This window comes from Arthrobacter zhaoguopingii, assembly GCF_009828605.1.
Classification (GTDB): Bacteria; Actinomycetota; Actinomycetes; order Actinomycetales; family Micrococcaceae; genus Arthrobacter_D; species Arthrobacter_D zhaoguopingii.
Map to the genome: position 1 here is coordinate 304,932 of NZ_WIAE01000002.1, position 16,916 is coordinate 321,847.

The 16,916-nt window shown below is 68.4% G+C and carries 14 protein-coding genes; 4 read left to right on the forward strand and 10 right to left on the reverse strand.

Annotation, left to right across the window (positions count from 1 at the left end):
* The first annotated feature begins 186 nt into the window (after positions 1 to 186).
* Entirely contained in the window at positions 187 to 2,136 is a 1,950-nt protein-coding gene (locus GVV77_RS04345) for a M13 family metallopeptidase (protein ID WP_159616693.1), read from the forward strand.
* 46 nt (positions 2,137 to 2,182) lie between these two features.
* Here the strand turns inward: GVV77_RS04345 and GVV77_RS04350 are convergent, their stop codons facing one another.
* The 5 genes from GVV77_RS04350 to GVV77_RS04370 form a co-directional block, all read right to left on the reverse strand.
* Positions 2,183 to 3,721 carry an LCP family protein gene (locus GVV77_RS04350; RefSeq protein WP_159616695.1) on the reverse strand — a complete coding sequence of 513 codons (1,539 nt, stop codon included), beginning with the start codon at positions 3,719 to 3,721 and terminating at the stop codon, positions 2,183 to 2,185.
* Positions 3,722 to 3,834: 113 nt separating this feature from the next.
* Positions 3,835 to 4,764 (reverse strand): GTPase Era, encoded by a 930-nt coding sequence (gene era, locus GVV77_RS04355; protein WP_120165494.1) that lies wholly within the window; start codon positions 4,762 to 4,764, stop codon positions 3,835 to 3,837.
* On the reverse strand, positions 4,751 to 6,043 hold the full coding sequence (locus tag GVV77_RS04360; RefSeq protein ID WP_425483341.1) for a hemolysin family protein: 1,293 nt from the start codon (positions 6,041 to 6,043) through the stop codon (positions 4,751 to 4,753). The genes era and GVV77_RS04360 overlap by 14 nt, the downstream gene beginning before the upstream one ends.
* Before the next feature lie 20 nt (positions 6,044 to 6,063).
* Positions 6,064 to 6,537 carry an rRNA maturation RNase YbeY gene (gene ybeY, locus GVV77_RS04365; RefSeq protein ID WP_159616699.1) on the reverse strand — a complete coding sequence of 158 codons (474 nt, stop codon included), beginning with the start codon at positions 6,535 to 6,537 and terminating at the stop codon, positions 6,064 to 6,066.
* The gene (locus GVV77_RS04370) at positions 6,534 to 7,595 is read right to left on the reverse strand and encodes a PhoH family protein (RefSeq protein WP_159616701.1); all 1,062 of its coding nucleotides are present in this window, start codon (positions 7,593 to 7,595) and stop codon (positions 6,534 to 6,536) included. Before GVV77_RS04370 ends, ybeY begins: the two co-directional genes overlap by 4 nt.
* A gap of 435 nt (positions 7,596 to 8,030) precedes the next feature.
* Here GVV77_RS04370 and GVV77_RS04375 point away from each other — a divergent pair, with 435 nt between their 5' ends.
* Positions 8,031 to 9,020: a GerMN domain-containing protein gene (locus GVV77_RS04375; RefSeq protein WP_159616703.1), complete on the forward strand. Its 990-nt coding sequence runs from the start codon at positions 8,031 to 8,033 to the stop codon at positions 9,018 to 9,020.
* A gap of 21 nt (positions 9,021 to 9,041) precedes the next feature.
* Here GVV77_RS04375 and GVV77_RS04380 read toward each other — a convergent pair whose 3' ends face one another.
* From GVV77_RS04380 to hrcA, 3 genes are all read right to left on the reverse strand, one after another.
* Entirely contained in the window at positions 9,042 to 9,791 is a 750-nt protein-coding gene (locus tag GVV77_RS04380; RefSeq protein WP_159616705.1) for a 16S rRNA (uracil(1498)-N(3))-methyltransferase, read from the reverse strand.
* Positions 9,792 to 9,793: 2 nt separating this feature from the next.
* Positions 9,794 to 10,921, reverse strand: coding sequence for a molecular chaperone DnaJ (gene dnaJ / locus GVV77_RS04385; protein WP_159616707.1), 1,128 nt, complete (start codon positions 10,919 to 10,921; stop codon positions 9,794 to 9,796).
* 161 nt (positions 10,922 to 11,082) lie between these two features.
* The gene (gene hrcA / locus GVV77_RS04390; RefSeq protein WP_159616709.1) at positions 11,083 to 12,096 is read right to left on the reverse strand and encodes a heat-inducible transcriptional repressor HrcA; all 1,014 of its coding nucleotides are present in this window, start codon (positions 12,094 to 12,096) and stop codon (positions 11,083 to 11,085) included.
* A gap of 160 nt (positions 12,097 to 12,256) precedes the next feature.
* Between hrcA and GVV77_RS04395 the strand changes: the two genes are divergently transcribed.
* Together GVV77_RS04395 and GVV77_RS04400 are read left to right on the forward strand one after the other, a co-directional pair.
* Positions 12,257 to 13,111: a DUF3097 domain-containing protein gene (locus tag GVV77_RS04395; RefSeq protein WP_159616711.1), complete on the forward strand. Its 855-nt coding sequence runs from the start codon at positions 12,257 to 12,259 to the stop codon at positions 13,109 to 13,111.
* A 78-nt stretch (positions 13,112 to 13,189) separates the two neighbouring features.
* Positions 13,190 to 13,609 (forward strand): DUF4870 domain-containing protein, encoded by a 420-nt coding sequence (locus GVV77_RS04400; RefSeq protein ID WP_159616713.1) that lies wholly within the window; start codon positions 13,190 to 13,192, stop codon positions 13,607 to 13,609.
* Positions 13,610 to 13,654: 45 nt separating this feature from the next.
* Here the strand turns inward: GVV77_RS04400 and hemW are convergent, their stop codons facing one another.
* Positions 13,655 to 14,884, reverse strand: coding sequence for a radical SAM family heme chaperone HemW (gene hemW, locus GVV77_RS04405; RefSeq protein ID WP_159616715.1), 1,230 nt, complete (start codon positions 14,882 to 14,884; stop codon positions 13,655 to 13,657).
* Positions 14,885 to 14,920: 36 nt separating this feature from the next.
* Positions 14,921 to 16,774 (reverse strand): translation elongation factor 4, encoded by a 1,854-nt coding sequence (gene lepA, locus GVV77_RS04410; RefSeq protein ID WP_201291343.1) that lies wholly within the window; start codon positions 16,772 to 16,774, stop codon positions 14,921 to 14,923.
* Positions 16,775 to 16,916: the final 142 nt, after the last annotated feature.

Here is a 16,916-nt window from a genome sequence, read left to right on the forward strand (position 1 = left end):
AAGTCCTAGGAGGCCTCGCCGCGGCACATAAGAAGAGTCGTCTTTGCGCGCACAATCTCACGATAGCACGCGCATAGGATGGCTTTAAGGGGCGTCCGGCGCCTCCGGGACCGGCTCCGCCGCCGTACGGCCGGCCCGCCGTCCCGGGGGCCCCGCACCGCCCGACATCCAGAAGAGGGAGTAGCGATGAAGCCCGCCGGCAGCGAAGAACACGCCGTAATGGACCCAGTCCGCGCACAGGACGACCTGTTCCGGTACGTCAACAGCGAGTGGCTGCGGAACACCGAGATACCCGCAGACCGCGCCCGGGAGGCGGTGTTCACCCAGCTGGCCGACGCCGCCGAGCTCGCGGTGCGCGGGATTGTCGAATCCGCGGCCTCCGCCTCCGACGCCGACGGTCCGCTGGCGAAGATCGGGACGCTCTACGCGGACTTCATGGACACCGACCGCGTCGAGGCCCTGGGCATCACCCCGGTGCAGGAGCGGCTCGCCCGGATCGAAGCCGTGACCGACATCGGCGGCTTCGTGCGCCTCTCGGCCGAACTGACGCGCAGCGGCGTGCAGGGCCTGACGGCGCCCTACGTGAGCAATGACGCCGGAAACCCCGAACGCTACCTGTTGCACCTCTACCAGTCGGCGCTGGGCATGCCGGATGAGTCGTATTACCGCGAGGAGCGCTTCGCCGAATCGCGGACGAAGTACACGGAGCTCCTGGAGACGCTGCTCGGCCTGGCCGGCACCGCCGACCCGGGAGCGGCGGCGGCCGGCATCTTCACCCTTGAGACCCGCCTCGCGGCCGCGTCGATGAGCGCCGTGGACCGGCGCGACCCGCAGAAGACCTACAACCTGCATACCCTGGCGGAGGCGGCCGAGCTGGCTCCCTTCACCGGATCGTGGCTTGACACGGTCACCGGCGATCCGGCCCTGGCCGCGGAACTGGTGGTGTCCCAGCCCGCGTACCTGGCAGCGGTTGATGCCGCCCTTGCCGAGGTGCCGCTGTCCACCTGGAAGGACTGGCTGACGACGCGGGTGCTGCTGCACGCGTCGGACTACCTCGACGAGCGCTTCGTCAATGCTGTCTTTGCCTTCTATGGCACCCACCTTGGGGGCACCCCGCAGCTGAAGGACCGGTGGAAGCGTGCGGTGTCCCTGGTCGAGGGTGCACTGGGCGAAGCGGTCGGCCAGGAGTACGTTCAGCGCCACTTCCCGGGCAGTGCCAAGGAGAAGATGCTCGAGCTTGTCGCGAACCTGATCAAGGCCTACGAGCTCAGCATCGACTCGCTCGGGTGGATGACCGAGGAGACCCGCGCCCGGGCACAGGAGAAGCTCGCACTGTTCACCACCAAGATCGGCTACCCCGACGAGTGGATCGACTACGGTCCGCTCGTGATCGAGGCCGGGGACCTCTATGGCAACGTGTGCCGAGCCTACGAATTTGAGCACGTACGACAGCTGAACCGGCTGGGCGGACCAATCGACCGTGGAGCCTGGCTGATGACCCCACAGACGGTCAACGCCTACTACATGCCGACGATGAACGAGATCGTGTTCCCCGCGGCCATCCTGCAGCCGCCGTTCTTCGACCTCGACGCCGACCCCGCAGACAACTATGGAGCGATCGGGGCGGTGATCGGCCACGAGATCGGCCACGGCTTCGACGACAAAGGTTCCCAGTTCGACGGCCGGGGAGCCCTTGAGAACTGGTGGTCCGAGGCCGACCGGACCGCATTCGACGCCCTCACCTCGCGGCTCGTGGACCAGTACGCGGCGCTGTCGCCCACCGAGGCGCCGGACCTCAGAGTCAACGGAGAGCTGACACTCGGCGAGAACATTGGCGACCTCGGCGGCCTGGGCATCAGCTACACCGCCTACCGGCTGAGCCTCGGCGGGCTGGAGGCCCCGGTGATCGACGGACAGACCGGGCCCCAGCGGTTCTTCGCGTCGTGGGCGCGGTGCTGGCGCCAGAAGATCCGCCCGGAGGAGGCCGCCCGCCGAATCACCGTCGACCCGCACTCCCCCAACGAATTCCGCTGCAACCAGGTGGTGCGCAACCTCGACGAGTTCCACGACGCCTTCTCGCTCCGGCCCGGGGACGGACTGTGGCTCGAACCGGAGGAGCGGGTGCGCATCTGGTGAACGTGAGCGGCACCGACCCCGAAGGCCGGTGCCGCGCGATCCCGTCCTAGAGTCCGGAGGCCGCCTGGCAGGTGGCCTGCTCGGCCGTCTGGCCCTTCAGGCCGTTGTCGAGGCCCGCCGAGGCGACCCTCGACCCTGAGGCGAAGTCGGCGCCGACCGACAGCTCGATGCCGGTGACCGCGGCGCTGGGCACGAGCTGGACGTCGGCGATCCCGAACCGGGTCGCGAGTTCCGCCGCCGCCGCTTCGTACCCCGGCCCGTAGACCACCTGGGTGGACGGGATTTCGGTCGACTGCCTCGTGTTGGCCAGCGTGTAGCCCTCCCCGCGGAGGATCTGCTGCAGGTCCCCGGCCCGGTCGGGATTGTCGGTGCCGTTGACTACAAGCAGGGGCACCGAGGCCGGGTCGATCGCCGGAGCCTCCGGAGACGCCGGGGCCTCGGGGGCGGCGGGTGAGGCCGGCGGGGCGGCAGGGGCGGTCCCGGCCTCCGGCGACGCTGAGGCCGTGGGTTCCGGGCCGGTGAGGCTGCGGTCCTCGCGCAGGGCCGCGAACAGCTCCTCGGCGGGCCCGGGATCGAGGACCAGCCGGTTCGGATCCTGGTCCCATGGGATCGTAGGAAGCGTCACGAAGGCGATATCGGCCAGGTCGACGTTCTTCACGCGGTCGGCCAGTTTGAGGATCTCGGTGACCTGGGACAGGCCCTCGTCGACGGTGAGGTTCTTCGTGAGGGTCTCGGCGATTGAGTAGAGGCGGGGCAGGTTGGTCAGGGTTCCCTCGGCCTGGACCTTCCGGGCCAGGGACGCCATGAATGACTGCTGGGCGCGGATGCGGCCCTCGTCCCCGCCGTCGCCGAACCCGTGGCGGGTCCGCAGGAACGCCAGCGCCTGGTCGCCTTCCACCTCGCTGGTGCCGGCGGGCAGGCTCAGCCCGGAGTATTCGTCCTCAACGGGCTCGGTGACGCAGACCTCGACGCCGCCGACGGCCTTGGACAGCTCCTTCACCGCGTTGAAGTCTGCGTTCATGAAGTGGTCGACGCTGAGCCCGGTGAGCTCATTGACGGCGGCAACGGTGCAGCCCGGTCCGCCGGAGTTCAGTGCCGTGTTCAACTGGCCCAGATCCATGGCCGGGGACGGTTCACCGGTCTCCGGATCCTCGCAGCTGGGCAGGGGAACCAGGAGATCGCGCGGCAGGCTGACCACCGAGACGCTCGAACGGTCGGCCGAGAGGTTCACCAGCAGCATCACGTCCGAGTTGCCGCTGCCGGAGGAGAGGTCCTCTCCCCCGATGAACTCGCCGCTGTTGCCGGTGCGGGTGTCGCTGCCAAGAATGAGGATCTGAACGGGGTCGGTGCTGAGGTCGACAGGCAGTTTATCCTCCCGGTCGGCGCCGAGGTTCAGCGGCTGCGTCTCCACATTGGACTGAAGACGGAAGACCTGGACCGCGGCGAAGGCCGCCGCTGCGAGGAGCATCGCGGAGAGTGCAAAGGCAGCCGCCTGCAGCGCCCGCCGGCCCTTGGACCGGCGCAGGTGCCGGACGGGCGGCGGGCCGGCCGGACCCGGCGCCGATAAACCGCTTTGTTCACTCACGGATACAGCCTCCTTGGGCTCAGAATAGTACGGGCGGCGCCGTGCGCCACCAGAGGTCCTACAGGACCAACGAGAGTTTAGGCCGGGGCGTGCCCGGTCAGAAGTGAGCCCGGTCAGAATCCGAGCCGGACCAGCTGCTTCGGGTCCCGCTGCCAGTCCTTGGCGATCTTGACGTGGAGGTCGAGGTAGACCCTCGTGCCCAGCAGCGCCTCGATGCCGCGCCGGGCGTTGGTGCCGACCTCCCGGAGCCGGGCGCCGCCCTTGCCGATGATGATGGCCTTTTGCGAGGGGCGCTCGACATAGAGGTTGACATGGATGTCCAGCAGCGGGTTGTCCTCGCTGCGGCCCTCCCGGGGGATCATCTCCTCGACGACGACGGCCAGCGAGTGGGGCAGTTCGTCCCGCACCCCCTCGAGCGCGGCCTCCCGGACGAGCTCGGCGATCATCACTGCCTCCGGCTCGTCGGTCAGCTCCCCGCCCGGATACAGCACCGGCGACTCGGGCATGTGCTTGCTGAAGACGTCGGCGACGGTATCGACCTGGTACCCGTCGGCGGCCGACACCGGGACGACGTCGGCCCAGCCCTCGGGGCCCACGACCTCGGTGCCCAGGGCCGCCACGGCCAGAAGCTGCTCGGTGAGCGCCGCGCGGTCGACGAGGTCCGTCTTGGTGACGACGGCGATGAGGGGCTTGCGGTTCAGCCGGGCGAGCTGCTGGGCGATGAACCGGTCGCCGGGCCCGATCTTCTCATTGGCGGGAATGCAGAAGCCGACGGCGTCGACCTCGGCGAGGGTGTCCGCCACCAGGTCGTTGAGCCGCTGGCCCAGCAGGGTCCGCGGACGGTGCAGGCCGGGGGTGTCGACGAGGACGATCTGCGAGTCCTCCCGGGTGACGATGCCGCGGATGGTGTGGCGGGTGGTCTGCGGCTTGGCCGAGGTGATCGCGACCTTCTGCCCCACCAGCGCGTTGGTCAGCGTTGACTTTCCGGCGTTCGGCCGCCCCACCAGGGACACGAATCCCGCCCGGTGCTTATCGCCGCTCATATTCTTCCGCCGTTTCCTGTTCGTCGATCTGCAAATCCCCGCCGCGGTCGTTGTCCCGCGCGAAGGCGATGATGTGTGAAACCCTGTTCCGCCGGCCTTCAAGCCGCTCGGCCCGCAGGCCGATACCTTCAATTGTGACCTCACTGCCGACAATCGGCACCTTCCCCAGCGTCTTGGCGAGAAGTCCACCGACGGTGTCGACCTCCTCGTCCTCGAGTTCGACGCCGAAAAGCTCGCCCAGGTCATCGATGCCCATGCGGGCGCTGACACGGTAGCCGCCGTCCGGCAGCTGTTCCTGTTCGGGTACCTCCGAGTCGTACTCGTCGACGATCTCCCCGACGATTTCCTCGATCAGGTCCTCAAGGGTCACCAACCCGGCGGTTCCGCCGTATTCGTCGATGACGATGGCCACGTGGGTCGACTCCCGCTGCAGCTCCTGCAGGAAGTCCCCGACCGGCTTGGACTCGGGAACATAGCGCGCCTCCCGGCAGATGCCGTCAACGGTGCGGCTCTGCCGCTCCGGGGCCCGGCCATGCAGCTCGGCCACGACATCCTTGAGGTAGAGGATGCCGCGGATGTCATCGGAGTCCTCCCCGATCACGGGCACCCGGGAGTACCCGGAGTGAAGGAACAGGGACAGGGCCTCGTCGAGGCTCGAACCGCTCTCCAGGGAGACCATGTCGGTCCGCGGAACCATCACCGAGCGGACCTTGGTGTCCCCGAGTTCGAACACCGAGTGGATCAGTTCGGCCTCGCTGTCCTCGATCATTTCGGCATCGGACGCCCGCGTGAGCATCTCGCGGAACTCCTCTTCGGTGAAGAACGCGGCGTCGTCGCGGGGTGCGCCGGGGGTCACCAGGCTGCCGATGGCGACGAACCAGCGCGGCACCGGGCCGAGGATGCCGCAGAGGAAGGCGACGAAACCGGCGGTGAACTGCACGACGGCCGTGGCGTGGGCGCGCCCGAACTGACGCGGAGAGACGCCGACGAGGACGAACCCGACGGCGGCCATCACTGCGGTGGCGAGCAGGCCGGCCAGCCACACGTTGTCCAGCACATCGTGAAAAAGGATGGCGACGGCCACCGCTCCGGCCATCTCGAACCAGACCCGCCAGAACCGCAGCGCGTGCATGTGCGCAGCGGGCGAGGCGAGGATTCCCCGCAGCGCCGAACTGCGCGATTCGGAGACGAGCGTCTCCCCCTCGTGCCGCGGCAGGTAGGTGAAGGCCGCCTCGGCAGCGGTCACGAGCGCCGCCACGCACAGGAAGACCAGCGCCATGACGGCAAGGATCCCGATGATCAAGCCCGGGTCTCCCGCGGAGCCTGCCGGCCGAGGAAGTCGCTGAGGAGCTGGCGCTGCAGCCCGAACATCTCCTTCTCCTCCTCGGGTTCGGCGTGGTCGTACCCCAGCAGGTGGAGCATGCCGTGGGTGGTCAGGAGCAGCAGCTCCTCCTGGGTGGTGTGGCCCGCGGCGGCGGCCTGCGACTTGGCGACCTCCGGGCACAGCACGACATCGCCGAGCACCCCTGCCGGGGTGATCCGGCCCGGCGTGCCCGGGCGCAGCTCATCCATCGGGAAGGAGAGCACGTCGGTGGGGCCGGGTTCGTCCATCCACTCGATGTGGAGGCGCTCCATCGCCTCGGTGTCCACCAGGATGATCGACAGGTCGGCGTCAGGGTGGACGAACAGGCTGTCGATCAGGAAGTTCCCAAGCCGAACCAGCAATTCCTCATCGACCGCGACACCGGACTCGTTGTTGACCTCGATGCTCATTTGGTCCCCGCCCTGGCGCGGCGCACCGAGGCCACCGCACCGTCGGCAGCCGCCTCCCGATCGGCCGTCTGCGCTTCGTCCCAGCGGCTGTAGGCGCTGACGATGTCGCCGACGAGGCGGTGCCGGACGACGTCGGTGGCGTCGAGCTCGCTGAAGAACACGTCGTCGACCCCCCGGAGGATGTCGTTGACAATGCGCAGGCCCGACTTGGTGCCGCCGGGAAGGTCGACCTGGGTGACGTCGCCTGTGACGACCATCTTCGATCCAAAGCCCAGGCGCGTGAGGAACATCTTCATCTGCTCGGGCGTGGTGTTCTGCGCCTCGTCGAGGATGATGAACGCGTCATTGAGGGTCCGGCCGCGCATGTAGGCCAGGGGTGCCACCTCAATGGTCCCGGCGGCCATGAGCCGCGGGATGGAATCGGGGTCGATCATGTCGTGGAGCGCGTCGTAAAGCGGGCGCAGGTACGGGTCGATCTTGTCGTTGAGCGTTCCAGGGAGGAAGCCGAGCCGCTCCCCCGCCTCGACCGCCGGGCGCGTCAGGATGATCCGGTTGACTTCCTTCTGCTGCAAGGCCTGGACGGCCTTCGCCATGGCGAGGTAGGTCTTGCCGGTGCCTGCCGGTCCGATGCCGAACACGATGGTGTTGCGGTCGATGGCGTCGACGTAGCTCTTCTGGTTCAGGGTTTTCGGCCGGATCGTCCGTCCGCGAGAGGAGAGGATGTTCATCGAGAGCACATCCGAGGGCCGGCCCACGCTCTGGGTCCGAAGCATCGTGATGAGCTGTTCGAGCACCTGTGGATTGACCACCGTGTTGTTGAGGGCCATGGTGCGGACCTCAAACATCAGCCGCTCGGTGCGCAGGACGTCGGCGGCGGGCCCGGTGATGGACAGCTCGTTCCCGCGGGCCTGGAGGTTGATCCCGGGAAAGGTCGCCTCAATAAGCTTGAGCGCTTCGTCATTGGTGCCCAAGGCCTGCACCATCTGTTCACCGGAGTCGAAATGCACAACCCTCGTATCGAGCCCTGCTGCGTTTATGCCGGTTGAAGATTCGCTCATAGTACGGCCGTACGGCCTTCAATCGCCCCTTGTCGCTGTCGTCCGCTACGGCTGCTGGTGCCCCGCGCTGTTATGGATTCCGCCCCTGCTGCGGGCTCCGCAGCCCACCGGTTCCGGTGTCCCAGCTCCGGCGGAGCATGCTCGCCCGCTCCCCAATCTTACGTCATGGTGTGGAGGCGGTGACCGTCTTGTGGGCCGGGCAGGGGCGCGGGCGCGCAGCCCGGAGCGAACATACCAACTCGACAACATCTAGGTATCGATCCTGTTTCAGTCCTCGCAATGGACCGTCTCAGAGGGTTCCGCGGCCTTTCGCTGTGCAACGCTTGATGTACACGCCGTCCCATTGGGAACCGGCGCAGAAACCCGCAGTCCGTGCCATACATCGGCTTCACCGGAGCGGCGCACGGCATACCGATCGGTGAAGGAGGTCCCCGCATGAAACGACGGGATCCCCTTCGACGGAACCGCCTCGGCCTCCGCGGCCTCCTCGTTCCCGCAGCCGGCGTCCTGCTGTGCACCAGCGTGCTGCTCCTGCCGGCCTGCACCCCCGATCCCCCGGCTCCCCCTCAGTCCGGGTCCTCGAACGTCCTGCCGGCCGGGCCGCTTGCCGAAGCGGGCAGCGCGTCGGACGAGCAGGTCGGTTCCGATGGCATCCTGCCGGTGTACTGGGTGGGGGACAGCAGCGGATCGGCCTTGCTGTACCGCGAGTTCACCAGTGAGATGGCGCCGGAGAGCGTTGGAGACCCCATCGCCGACGCGGTGCGCCTGATGACCACCGGCCGCCCCTTCGACCCCGACTTCCACACCCTCTGGGAGCCGGCCTCCATGGTGACGACGTCGATCTCCGCGCGGAACGTCATCACCGTCGACCTGTCCGCTGACGCGTTCCGGCCGGGGCTCCACAGCTCCCGGGCCCATCTCGCCATCCAGCAGCTTGTCTTCACCGCCACGGCCGCGGCTGCCAACGCCGGCCTGATTGGCGCCGGGGAGACGAGCAGCGTGGTGCTGCTCGTCGACGGCAAGGCGGGCTCCAGCGGTCCCGCCGGGGCGGCCCTCGACGGCGAGCTGCGCCGCGACCCGTCCCTGGTCGCGCCGGTGTGGATCACCAATCCGCAGGACGGCGACGTCCGTGACCCTTCGACCGTCGTCGTGTCGGGCTCCGGCCGGTCTGATTCGTTCACGCTGAACTGGCGGATCACCTCCCTTGACAGACTCAAGGGCGGAGTCACGCCCGCCCCGGGCCAGCGCGTGCCAGGGGCGACGGTGAAGGAAGGCAAGGCCGAGCTGGACGGCTCCCCGGGCACCACCGGCGAGTACGAGTTCACGGTCGCGCTGCCACCCGGGCGCTACGAGATTGCGGTGTTCCGCCTCGGCGCCGGCGACGCCGAGGAATTCGCTGACACGAAGACCATCGAGATCAAGTGAACGACCGGCGCGGTCCTGCCCCTACCAGCGGCCGAGCAGGTGGTTCAGCAGCACGAGCGCGGCGGGACCGGCCGAGGAGGAACGCAGGACGTGCGGCCCCAGCCTGGCGGCGGACGCTCCTGACTCCTGCAGGGCCAGCAGCTCGCGCTCACTGATCCCGCCCTCGGGCCCGACAATGACCGCCGTCGTGCCGCCGTGGGACGGGCCGGCCGCGAGCCGGGCCAGGCCCTCTCCTGCAGTTTCCGAGAGCACGAACACCCGGTCGAAACGTGTGGACCAGGCCGGGAGCCGGGTCGAGTCCAGCATCGGATGCACCTCGGGAATCCACGCCCGCCGGGACTGCTTGGCCGCACCGGCGACGACCGCCTCCCACTTCCGCTGCCCCTTGACCGCTTTCTCGGCCCGCCACCTCACGATGCTCCGCTCGGCCTGCCACGGCACGACAGCATCGACTCCGAGCTCGGTGGCGGCCTCGATGGCCTGCTCGTCACGGTCGCCCTTCGCCAGGGCCTGGATCAGCACCAGCTGCTCCCGTGGAGCCTCCTCCTGTCCGGCGGACTCGACGCGGACCGCAAGCGTGCCCGCGCTCCCGTCGGTGACGGTGCCCCGGAGCCGGAACCCGGCGCCGTCGGCCACGTCGACCCACTCACCCGGCGCCAGGCGGCGCACCGTCGTGGCGTGGCGCCCCTCGTCGCCGCCGAGGACGAAGACCGAGCCTACGCGGGCGGACCGCACGGCGGCGGCCTCCCCGAAGAACAGCGGATAGGTCACTGCTAGAGGTTCCCCAGCCGCTCCCGCAGCCGGGCGAAGACCCCGGAACCGCTGCTGGCCAGCTGGCCCTCGGTCGACTCCTCGCCCCGCAGCTCGGCGAGGCGGCGCAGCAGCTCCTCCTGGGCGGCGTCGACGTTGCGGGGGGTCTCCACATTGAGGTGGACCTGGAGGTCTCCGCGTCCCTGCCCGCGCAGGTGGGTCACTCCGAGGTGTCGGAGGGTGAGGACCTCCCCGGACTGGGTGCCCGGCTTGATGGCGAGCTCCTGCTCGCCGTCGAAGGTGTCGAGGGTGACCGTGGTGCCCAGGGCAGCCGCCGTCATCGGGACGCTCATGGTGACATGGAGGTCATCGCCGTCGCGCAGGAAGGTGCTGTCGGTGTTGACCCGGATTTCGATGTAGAGGTCGCCCTGCGGGCCGCCGGCGGTGCCGGCCTCGCCCTGGCCGCTGAGCTGGATCCGGGTGCCGGTCGAGACGCCGGCCGGGATTTTGATGGTCAGGCTGCGGCGGGCACGGATACGGCCCTCGCCCTTGCACTCGTGGCAGGGATGGGGGATGACGGTGCCGAAACCCTGGCAGGTGCCGCAGGGGGCGCTCGTCATGACCTGGCCGAGGATGGAACGCACGGCCCGCTGGACCTGGCCCGAGCCGCCGCAGATGTCGCAGGTCTGCGGTGAGGTGCCGGGCTGGCAGCAGGTCCCGTCGCAGGTGGGGCAGACGGCCGCGGTATCGACCTCGATCTTTTTGTTGATGCCGAAGACGGCGTCCTTGAGGTCGATCCGCACGTTGATCAGTGCATCCTGGCCCCGGCGGGTGCGCGAGGGCGGGCCGCTGGGGCCGCCGCCTCCGAAGAAGGTCTCGAAGATGTCCTGGAAGGCGAATCCGGAGCCGGAGTAGCCCGAGCCGAAGCCGTTGTCGGTTCCGTTCTCGTTGCCGGTGGTGTCGTAGACCCGCCGCTTCTGCGGGTCGGAGAGCACCTCGTAGGCGTGGCTGACGCGCTTGAACTCCTCGGAGGCATCCGTGCCCGGGTTCACATCCGGGTGGAGCTTGCGCGCGAGCTTCCGGTAGGCCTTCTTGATTTCCTCGCTGCTCGCGCCCTGCGACACACCGAGCGCCTCATAGTGATTACTCACTCCTGCACATCTCTTCCTGTAGAACACGCTGTTCGGCTGACCGACGTACCTGCAGGCCCGGCACCCGGGCCCGGCCGACGTCGTTTATCAGCCCTTGCTATCCGGCCTTGGTCTCCGGCCTTGGTTTTGCTTGGCTTTGCTCATCCGGCTCGGCGTTGGCGCTAGTCGGCGAGGACCCTCGACAGGTACCTCGCGACCGCCCGCACCGCTGCCATCGTTCCCGGATAGTCCATCCGGGTGGGACCGAGGACGCCGAGCTTCGCTGTGGCGTCCGGCCCGTAGCCGGTGGCGACCACCGACGCCTCCGAAAGACCTCCGTAGGGGTTCTCGCTGCCGATCCTTACCGAGATGCCGCGGGCGTCCTGTTCCATCTCCGAGAGCAGCCGAAGCATGATCACCTGCTCCTCGAGGGCTTCGAGCACCGGTCCGATACTGAGGGGAAAGTCTACTGTGGATCGGGCCAGGTTCGCTGTCCCCGCCATCACAATGCGGTCCTCCCGGCTCATTCCGGCGAGACTCTCGAGGGTCGAGATGAGCGCCGCTCCGGCGGCACCAAGGGCCGGGGGCAGGACGGCGGCCGCTGCGGCAAGCTCCTTGGGCAGGGAGGACAGCGCCACCCCTGCCACCCGGGCGAGGATCCGCTGCTTGAGCTCGGCCAGTTCGGCTTCCTCGATCGGCGAGGAGACGGGGACGACCCGCTGCTGCACCGTGCCGTTCGTGGCGATCAGCACCACGAGGATCTGCCGGGGCGCCAGGAGCACGAATTCGATATGCCGCACGGCCGCACCGCCGAGCCGGGGAAACTGGACCACGGCCACCTGGTTGGTCAGCTGCGCCAGCAGCCGCACGGTGCGGTCCATGACGTCGTCGAGGTCACCGGCGCCTTCGAGCAGCGTCTGGATGGCCCGCTTCTCGGCCGCCGAGAGGGGCTTCACGTCCGAGATACGGTCAACGAACGTCCGGTAGCCCTTGTCCGTGGGGATGCGTCCCGAGCTGGTGTGGGGGGCGGCGATCAGCCCCTCCTCCTCAAGCACGGCCATGTCGTTCCGGATGGTCGCAGAGGAGACACCGAGCCGGTGCCGGTCAACCAGGGCCTTCGACCCGACCGGTTCCCGGGTATGCACGTAGTCCTCAACAATGGCCTGCAGCACTTCCAGGCGTCGTGGTTCGCTCATCTCGTTCACCTCCGCAGTCGCGTTGAAATTGGGCGGAGCGCCCCGTCCTTGGTTAGCACTCGACACGCCTAAGTGCTAAGTCTAGTACGTTCGGGACGATTGTTAGCATTGGAAAGACCGGCAGCAACTGTGCGTCGGCGCACACGGAAGCGAGATCAGGGTGGCCGACTTCGCCTGGGGGGCCCAGGACATCTCCGCCCCCAAACGCACTGTCCTGCCGGAGGTTCCGGCCGAGCCCGGCCTCGTCCTCGAAGACGTCCAGAGCGGCTTCGTGGGCGCCGTCGTGCGGGTGGAGAAGTCCGGTGGGCTGCACGTGATGGTCCTCGAGGACCGCCGCGAGAAGCGCCGGACCTTCCGGCTGGGGCACGGTTTCCTCGTCGACGGCGCCCCGGTGAAGGTGGTCGCCCCCTCGGCCGCACCGGTGAAGTCATCGACGCGGACCGCCTCCGGCTCAGTGAAGGTCGAGGGCGCGCGGGCGCGCGTCGCCCGGGCGAGCCGGATCTGGGTCGAGGGCCAGCACGACGCCGAACTGGTGGAGAAGGTGTGGGGTGAAGACCTGCGGCTTGAGGGGATCGTCGTCGAACCCCTCCATGGGGTCGACGACCTCGCCGGGGCAGTTCGGGCCTTCGATCCCGGTCCGCAGCGGCGGCTCGGGATCCTTGTGGACCACCTTCTGCCCGGAACAAAGGAATCGCGGATCGCCCAGCAGGCGATGGCCCTGCCAGGCGCCGGGGGCAACGTCCTGATCGTGGGCCACCCGTACGTCGATGTGTGGCAGGCGGTCAAGCCCGGTGCGCTGGGGCTCGCCGCCTGGCCGGTGGTCCCCCGCGGACAGGACTGGAAAACGGGCATCCTCGCCGGTCTCGGCTGGCCCTCCTCCGACCAGGCCGCCGTCGCCCACGGGTGGAAACGGATCCTCGGCAGCGTGAAGTCCTATGCCGACCTTGAGCCGTCCCTGCTGGGCCGGGTCGAGGAGGTCATCGACTTCCTCACCGCCGGCTCTCACGAATCCTGATGCCGCCGGCGCTCGGCAGCAAGTACCCTTAGAGGAAGTCCTGGGGTCAACCCGCCGCGCTGCAAAGGAAGAAACTCGTTGCCAAACACTGCCGATGAACCCCAGAACTCCGGAACTGGCGGAAACCGGTCTGCTTTTGAAGGGGCACCCGCCACGGCCCTGCCCCTCACGGCCTCCCAGGACCGGCAGTTCGCGACTCTGGCGCATTTCGGCGGCATTCTCGGGTTTGTGCCGTCCCTGGTGATCTATCTGATCTTCAAGGACCGCGGCCCCTTCACCGCCCAGGAATCGAAGGAGGCGCTGAACTTCACGCTTCCCCCCACTCTCCTGGCCTTCGTGGCGTGGCTGCTCTCCCTGCTGCCCGTGATCGGCGGGGTGTTCGCGGTCGTCAACGCGCTGATCTGGGTCGGCATTGCGGTGTTCTCCGTGACCGCCGGCATCCAGGTCAACCGGGGCAGGCCCTACCGGTACGCGTTGAACCTGCGTCCGCTGCGCTGACCCGTTCCGCTTCCCGGCCGCGGCCGGGAAACCCCGCCCGCGCTCCTAGTCCGGCAGGAGGCGGCGCACGACGGCGTCGGCCATCAGCCGGCCGCTGCCCGTCAGGCGCAGCCGGCCGCGGATGGCGTCCGGCCCGTCAATGAGGCCGTCGGCGATGAGCCCGGCGATGGCGTGCCGTCCCGCCGGCTCAAGCCGGTCGACCGCAAGCCCCTCGCGCAGCCGCACCCGCAGCAGGACGTCTTCGACGTACCGGTCGTGATCGTTCAGCACCTCGCGGCCCGCGGCAGGAGACGCGCCGGGCGTGAGCGCCGCGGCGTAGGCCCGGGGGTGCTTCACGTTCCACCAGCGGACGCCTCCGACGTGTGAGTGTGCGCCCGGTCCTGCGCCCCACCAGTCGTCTCCGCGCCAGTACGCCAGGTTGTGGCGGCACTCGTCGGCGGCCGTGCGCGCCCAGTTGCTGACCTCATACCACTGGAGGCCGCCGGCGGTGAGCAGTTCGTCCGCGAGGGCGTACTTTTCGGCGTGGTCGTCGTCGTCGATCGGGGGCACCTCGCCGCGGCGGATCCGCCCGGCGAGCTTCGTCCCGTCCTCGATGATGAGGGCGTAGGCGGAGATGTGGTCCGGCCCGTAGGACAGCGCCGTCGTCAGCGAATGCCGCCAGTCCTCGAGGGACTCCCCCGGCGTGCCGTAGATCAGGTCGAGGCTGACCTTCAGGCCGGCTCGCCGCGCCCACTCGACGGCCTGAGGCACCCGCTCGGGCGAATGGGTCCGGTCGAGGACCTTCAGGACGTGGGGAACCGCCGACTGCATGCCGAAGGACACCCGCGTAAACCCGGCCGCCGCGAGGATCTGCAGGGATTCCTCGGTCACCGAATCGGGGTTCGCCTCGGTGGTGACCTCCGCACCCTCGACCAGGCCCCACTGGGCCACGGCCTCGGAGAGGATGCCGGCGAGGTCCGACGCCGGGAGCAGGGTCGGGGTGCCGCCGCCGAAGAACACCGTCGAGAGCGGGCGGCGGGGCACACCGGAGGCGTCGAGCGCCTGGCCGGCGAGGGTGAGCTCCTGGTGGACGGTCCCGGCGTACTGGTCCTGGGAGCCCCCTCCGCCCAGTTCGGTGGCGGTGTAGGTGTTGAAGTCGCAGTAGCCGCACCGGACGGCGCAGAACGGAATGTGGACATAGAGTCCGAAATCCCGCCCGGCCGCGCCCTCGCGCGCTTGCTCGGGCAAAACTCCGTCAGCGGGCGCCGGGAGTCCGAGGGGCAGTGCGCTAGGCACCGGATCCCCTCCGGACGGAGGGGGTGTTTCCAAACGTCACTTCTTGGCTTTGTCCTTCGACTCATCGGAGGACAGGGCCGCGATGAAGGCCTCCTGGGGTACTTCGACCCGCCCGACCATCTTCATGCGCTTCTTGCCCTCCTTCTGCTTTTCGAGAAGCTTGCGCTTCCGGGTGATGTCGCCGCCGTAGCACTTGGCCAGGACGTCCTTGCGGATGGCCCGGATGCTTTCGCGGGCGATGATGCGCGATCCGATGGCTGCCTGGATGGGCACCTCGAACTGCTGGCGCGGAATGAGCTCGCGCAGCTTGCCCGTCATCATGACCCCGTAGGCGTAGGCCTTGTCGCGGTGGGTGATGGCGCTGAAGGCGTCGACCTGCTCGCCCTGCAGGAGGATGTCGACCTTCACGAGGTCCGAGACCTGGTCCCCGTCTGCCTTCCAGTCGAGCGAGCCATAGCCGCGCGTCTTGGACTTCAGGAGGTCGAAGAAGTCGAAGACGATCTCGGCCAGAGGCAGCCGGTACCGGATCTCGACGCGGTCCTCCGAAAGGTAGTCCATCCCGCCGAGCACGCCGCGGCGCTGCTGGCACAGTTCCATAATGGCGCCCACGAACTCCGACGGCGCCAGGATGGTCGCCGAGACCATGGGCTCGCGCACCTCGGCGATCTTGCCCACCGGGTATTCGCTGGGGTTGGTGACCTTCAGGGTGCGCTTGTCCTCGAGGGTGACCTCGTACTCCACGTTGGGCGCCGTGGAGATCAGGTCCAGGTTGTACTCGCGCTCCAGGCGCTCGCGCGTGATCTCAAGGTGCAGCAGGCCGAGGAAGCCGACGCGGAAACCGAAGCCCAGCGCTGCGGACGTCTCGGGCTCGTAGACGAGGGCGGCGTCGTTGAGGGTGAACTTCGCGAGGGCATCGCGCAGCACCGGATAATCCGTGCCGTCAAGCGGGTAGAGACCCGAGAAGACCATCGGCTTCGGGTCCTGGTAGCCGCCCAGCGACTCCGCCGCAGGCTTGGCGAGGTTGGTGACGGTGTCGCCCACCTTGGACTGGCGGACGTCCTTGACGCCGGTGATCAGGTAGCCGACCTCGCCCACGCCGAGCCCCTTGGACGGCTTGGGCTCCGGGGAGCTGACGCCGATCTCGAGGAGCTCGTGGCTCGCCCGGGTCGACATCATCTGGATGCGCTCGCGGGGGCTGAGCTTCCCGTCGACCACCCGCACATAGGTCACGACGCCGCGGTAGGTGTCGTACACCGAGTCGAAGATCATGGCACGCGCCGGCGCGTTCGGGTCACCGGTGGGCGCCGGGAGGTCCCGCACGATCTTGTCCATCAGGGCCTCGACGCCGACGCCGGTCTTCCCGGATACCATCAGGACGTCCTCGGGCTCTCCCCCGATGAGGCTCGCCAGTTCGGCTGCGTACTTCTCCGGCTGTGCCGCCGGAAGGTCGATCTTGTTCAGCACAGGAATGATGGTGAGGTTGTTTTCCATCGCCAGGTACAGGTTCGCGAGCGTCTGCGCCTCGATGCCCTGCGCCGCGTCAACGAGCAGGATGGCGCCTTCGCACGCAGCAAGCGACCGGGAGACCTCGTAGGTGAAGTCGACGTGCCCGGGCGTGTCGATCATGTTAAGGGCGTACGCGGTGCCGTCGACCTCCCACGGGAGCCGGACGGCCTGGGACTTGATCGTGATGCCACGCTCACGTTCGATATCCATCCGGTCCAGGTACTGGGCCTTCATGTCACGCTGCTCCACCGCGCCGGTGAGCTGGAGCATCCTGTCCGCCAGCGTGGACTTCCCATGATCGATATGAGCGATGATGCAGAAGTTCCGAATGATCGCCGGATCAGTGGCGGCAGGCACCGGAGCGGTGCGGGCCATGGGTGACACGTGGGTTCCTCACTCTTGCGGGACGGTTGACAAGGGACCGATCGTCGTCGGGCATCCGTTGCCCTACTAGTGTCCCACGCCCTGTCCTTACCGGCCGAACGCGGCACCCGGGGCAACCGGGCCGGCCCCGCTACTGTGGATC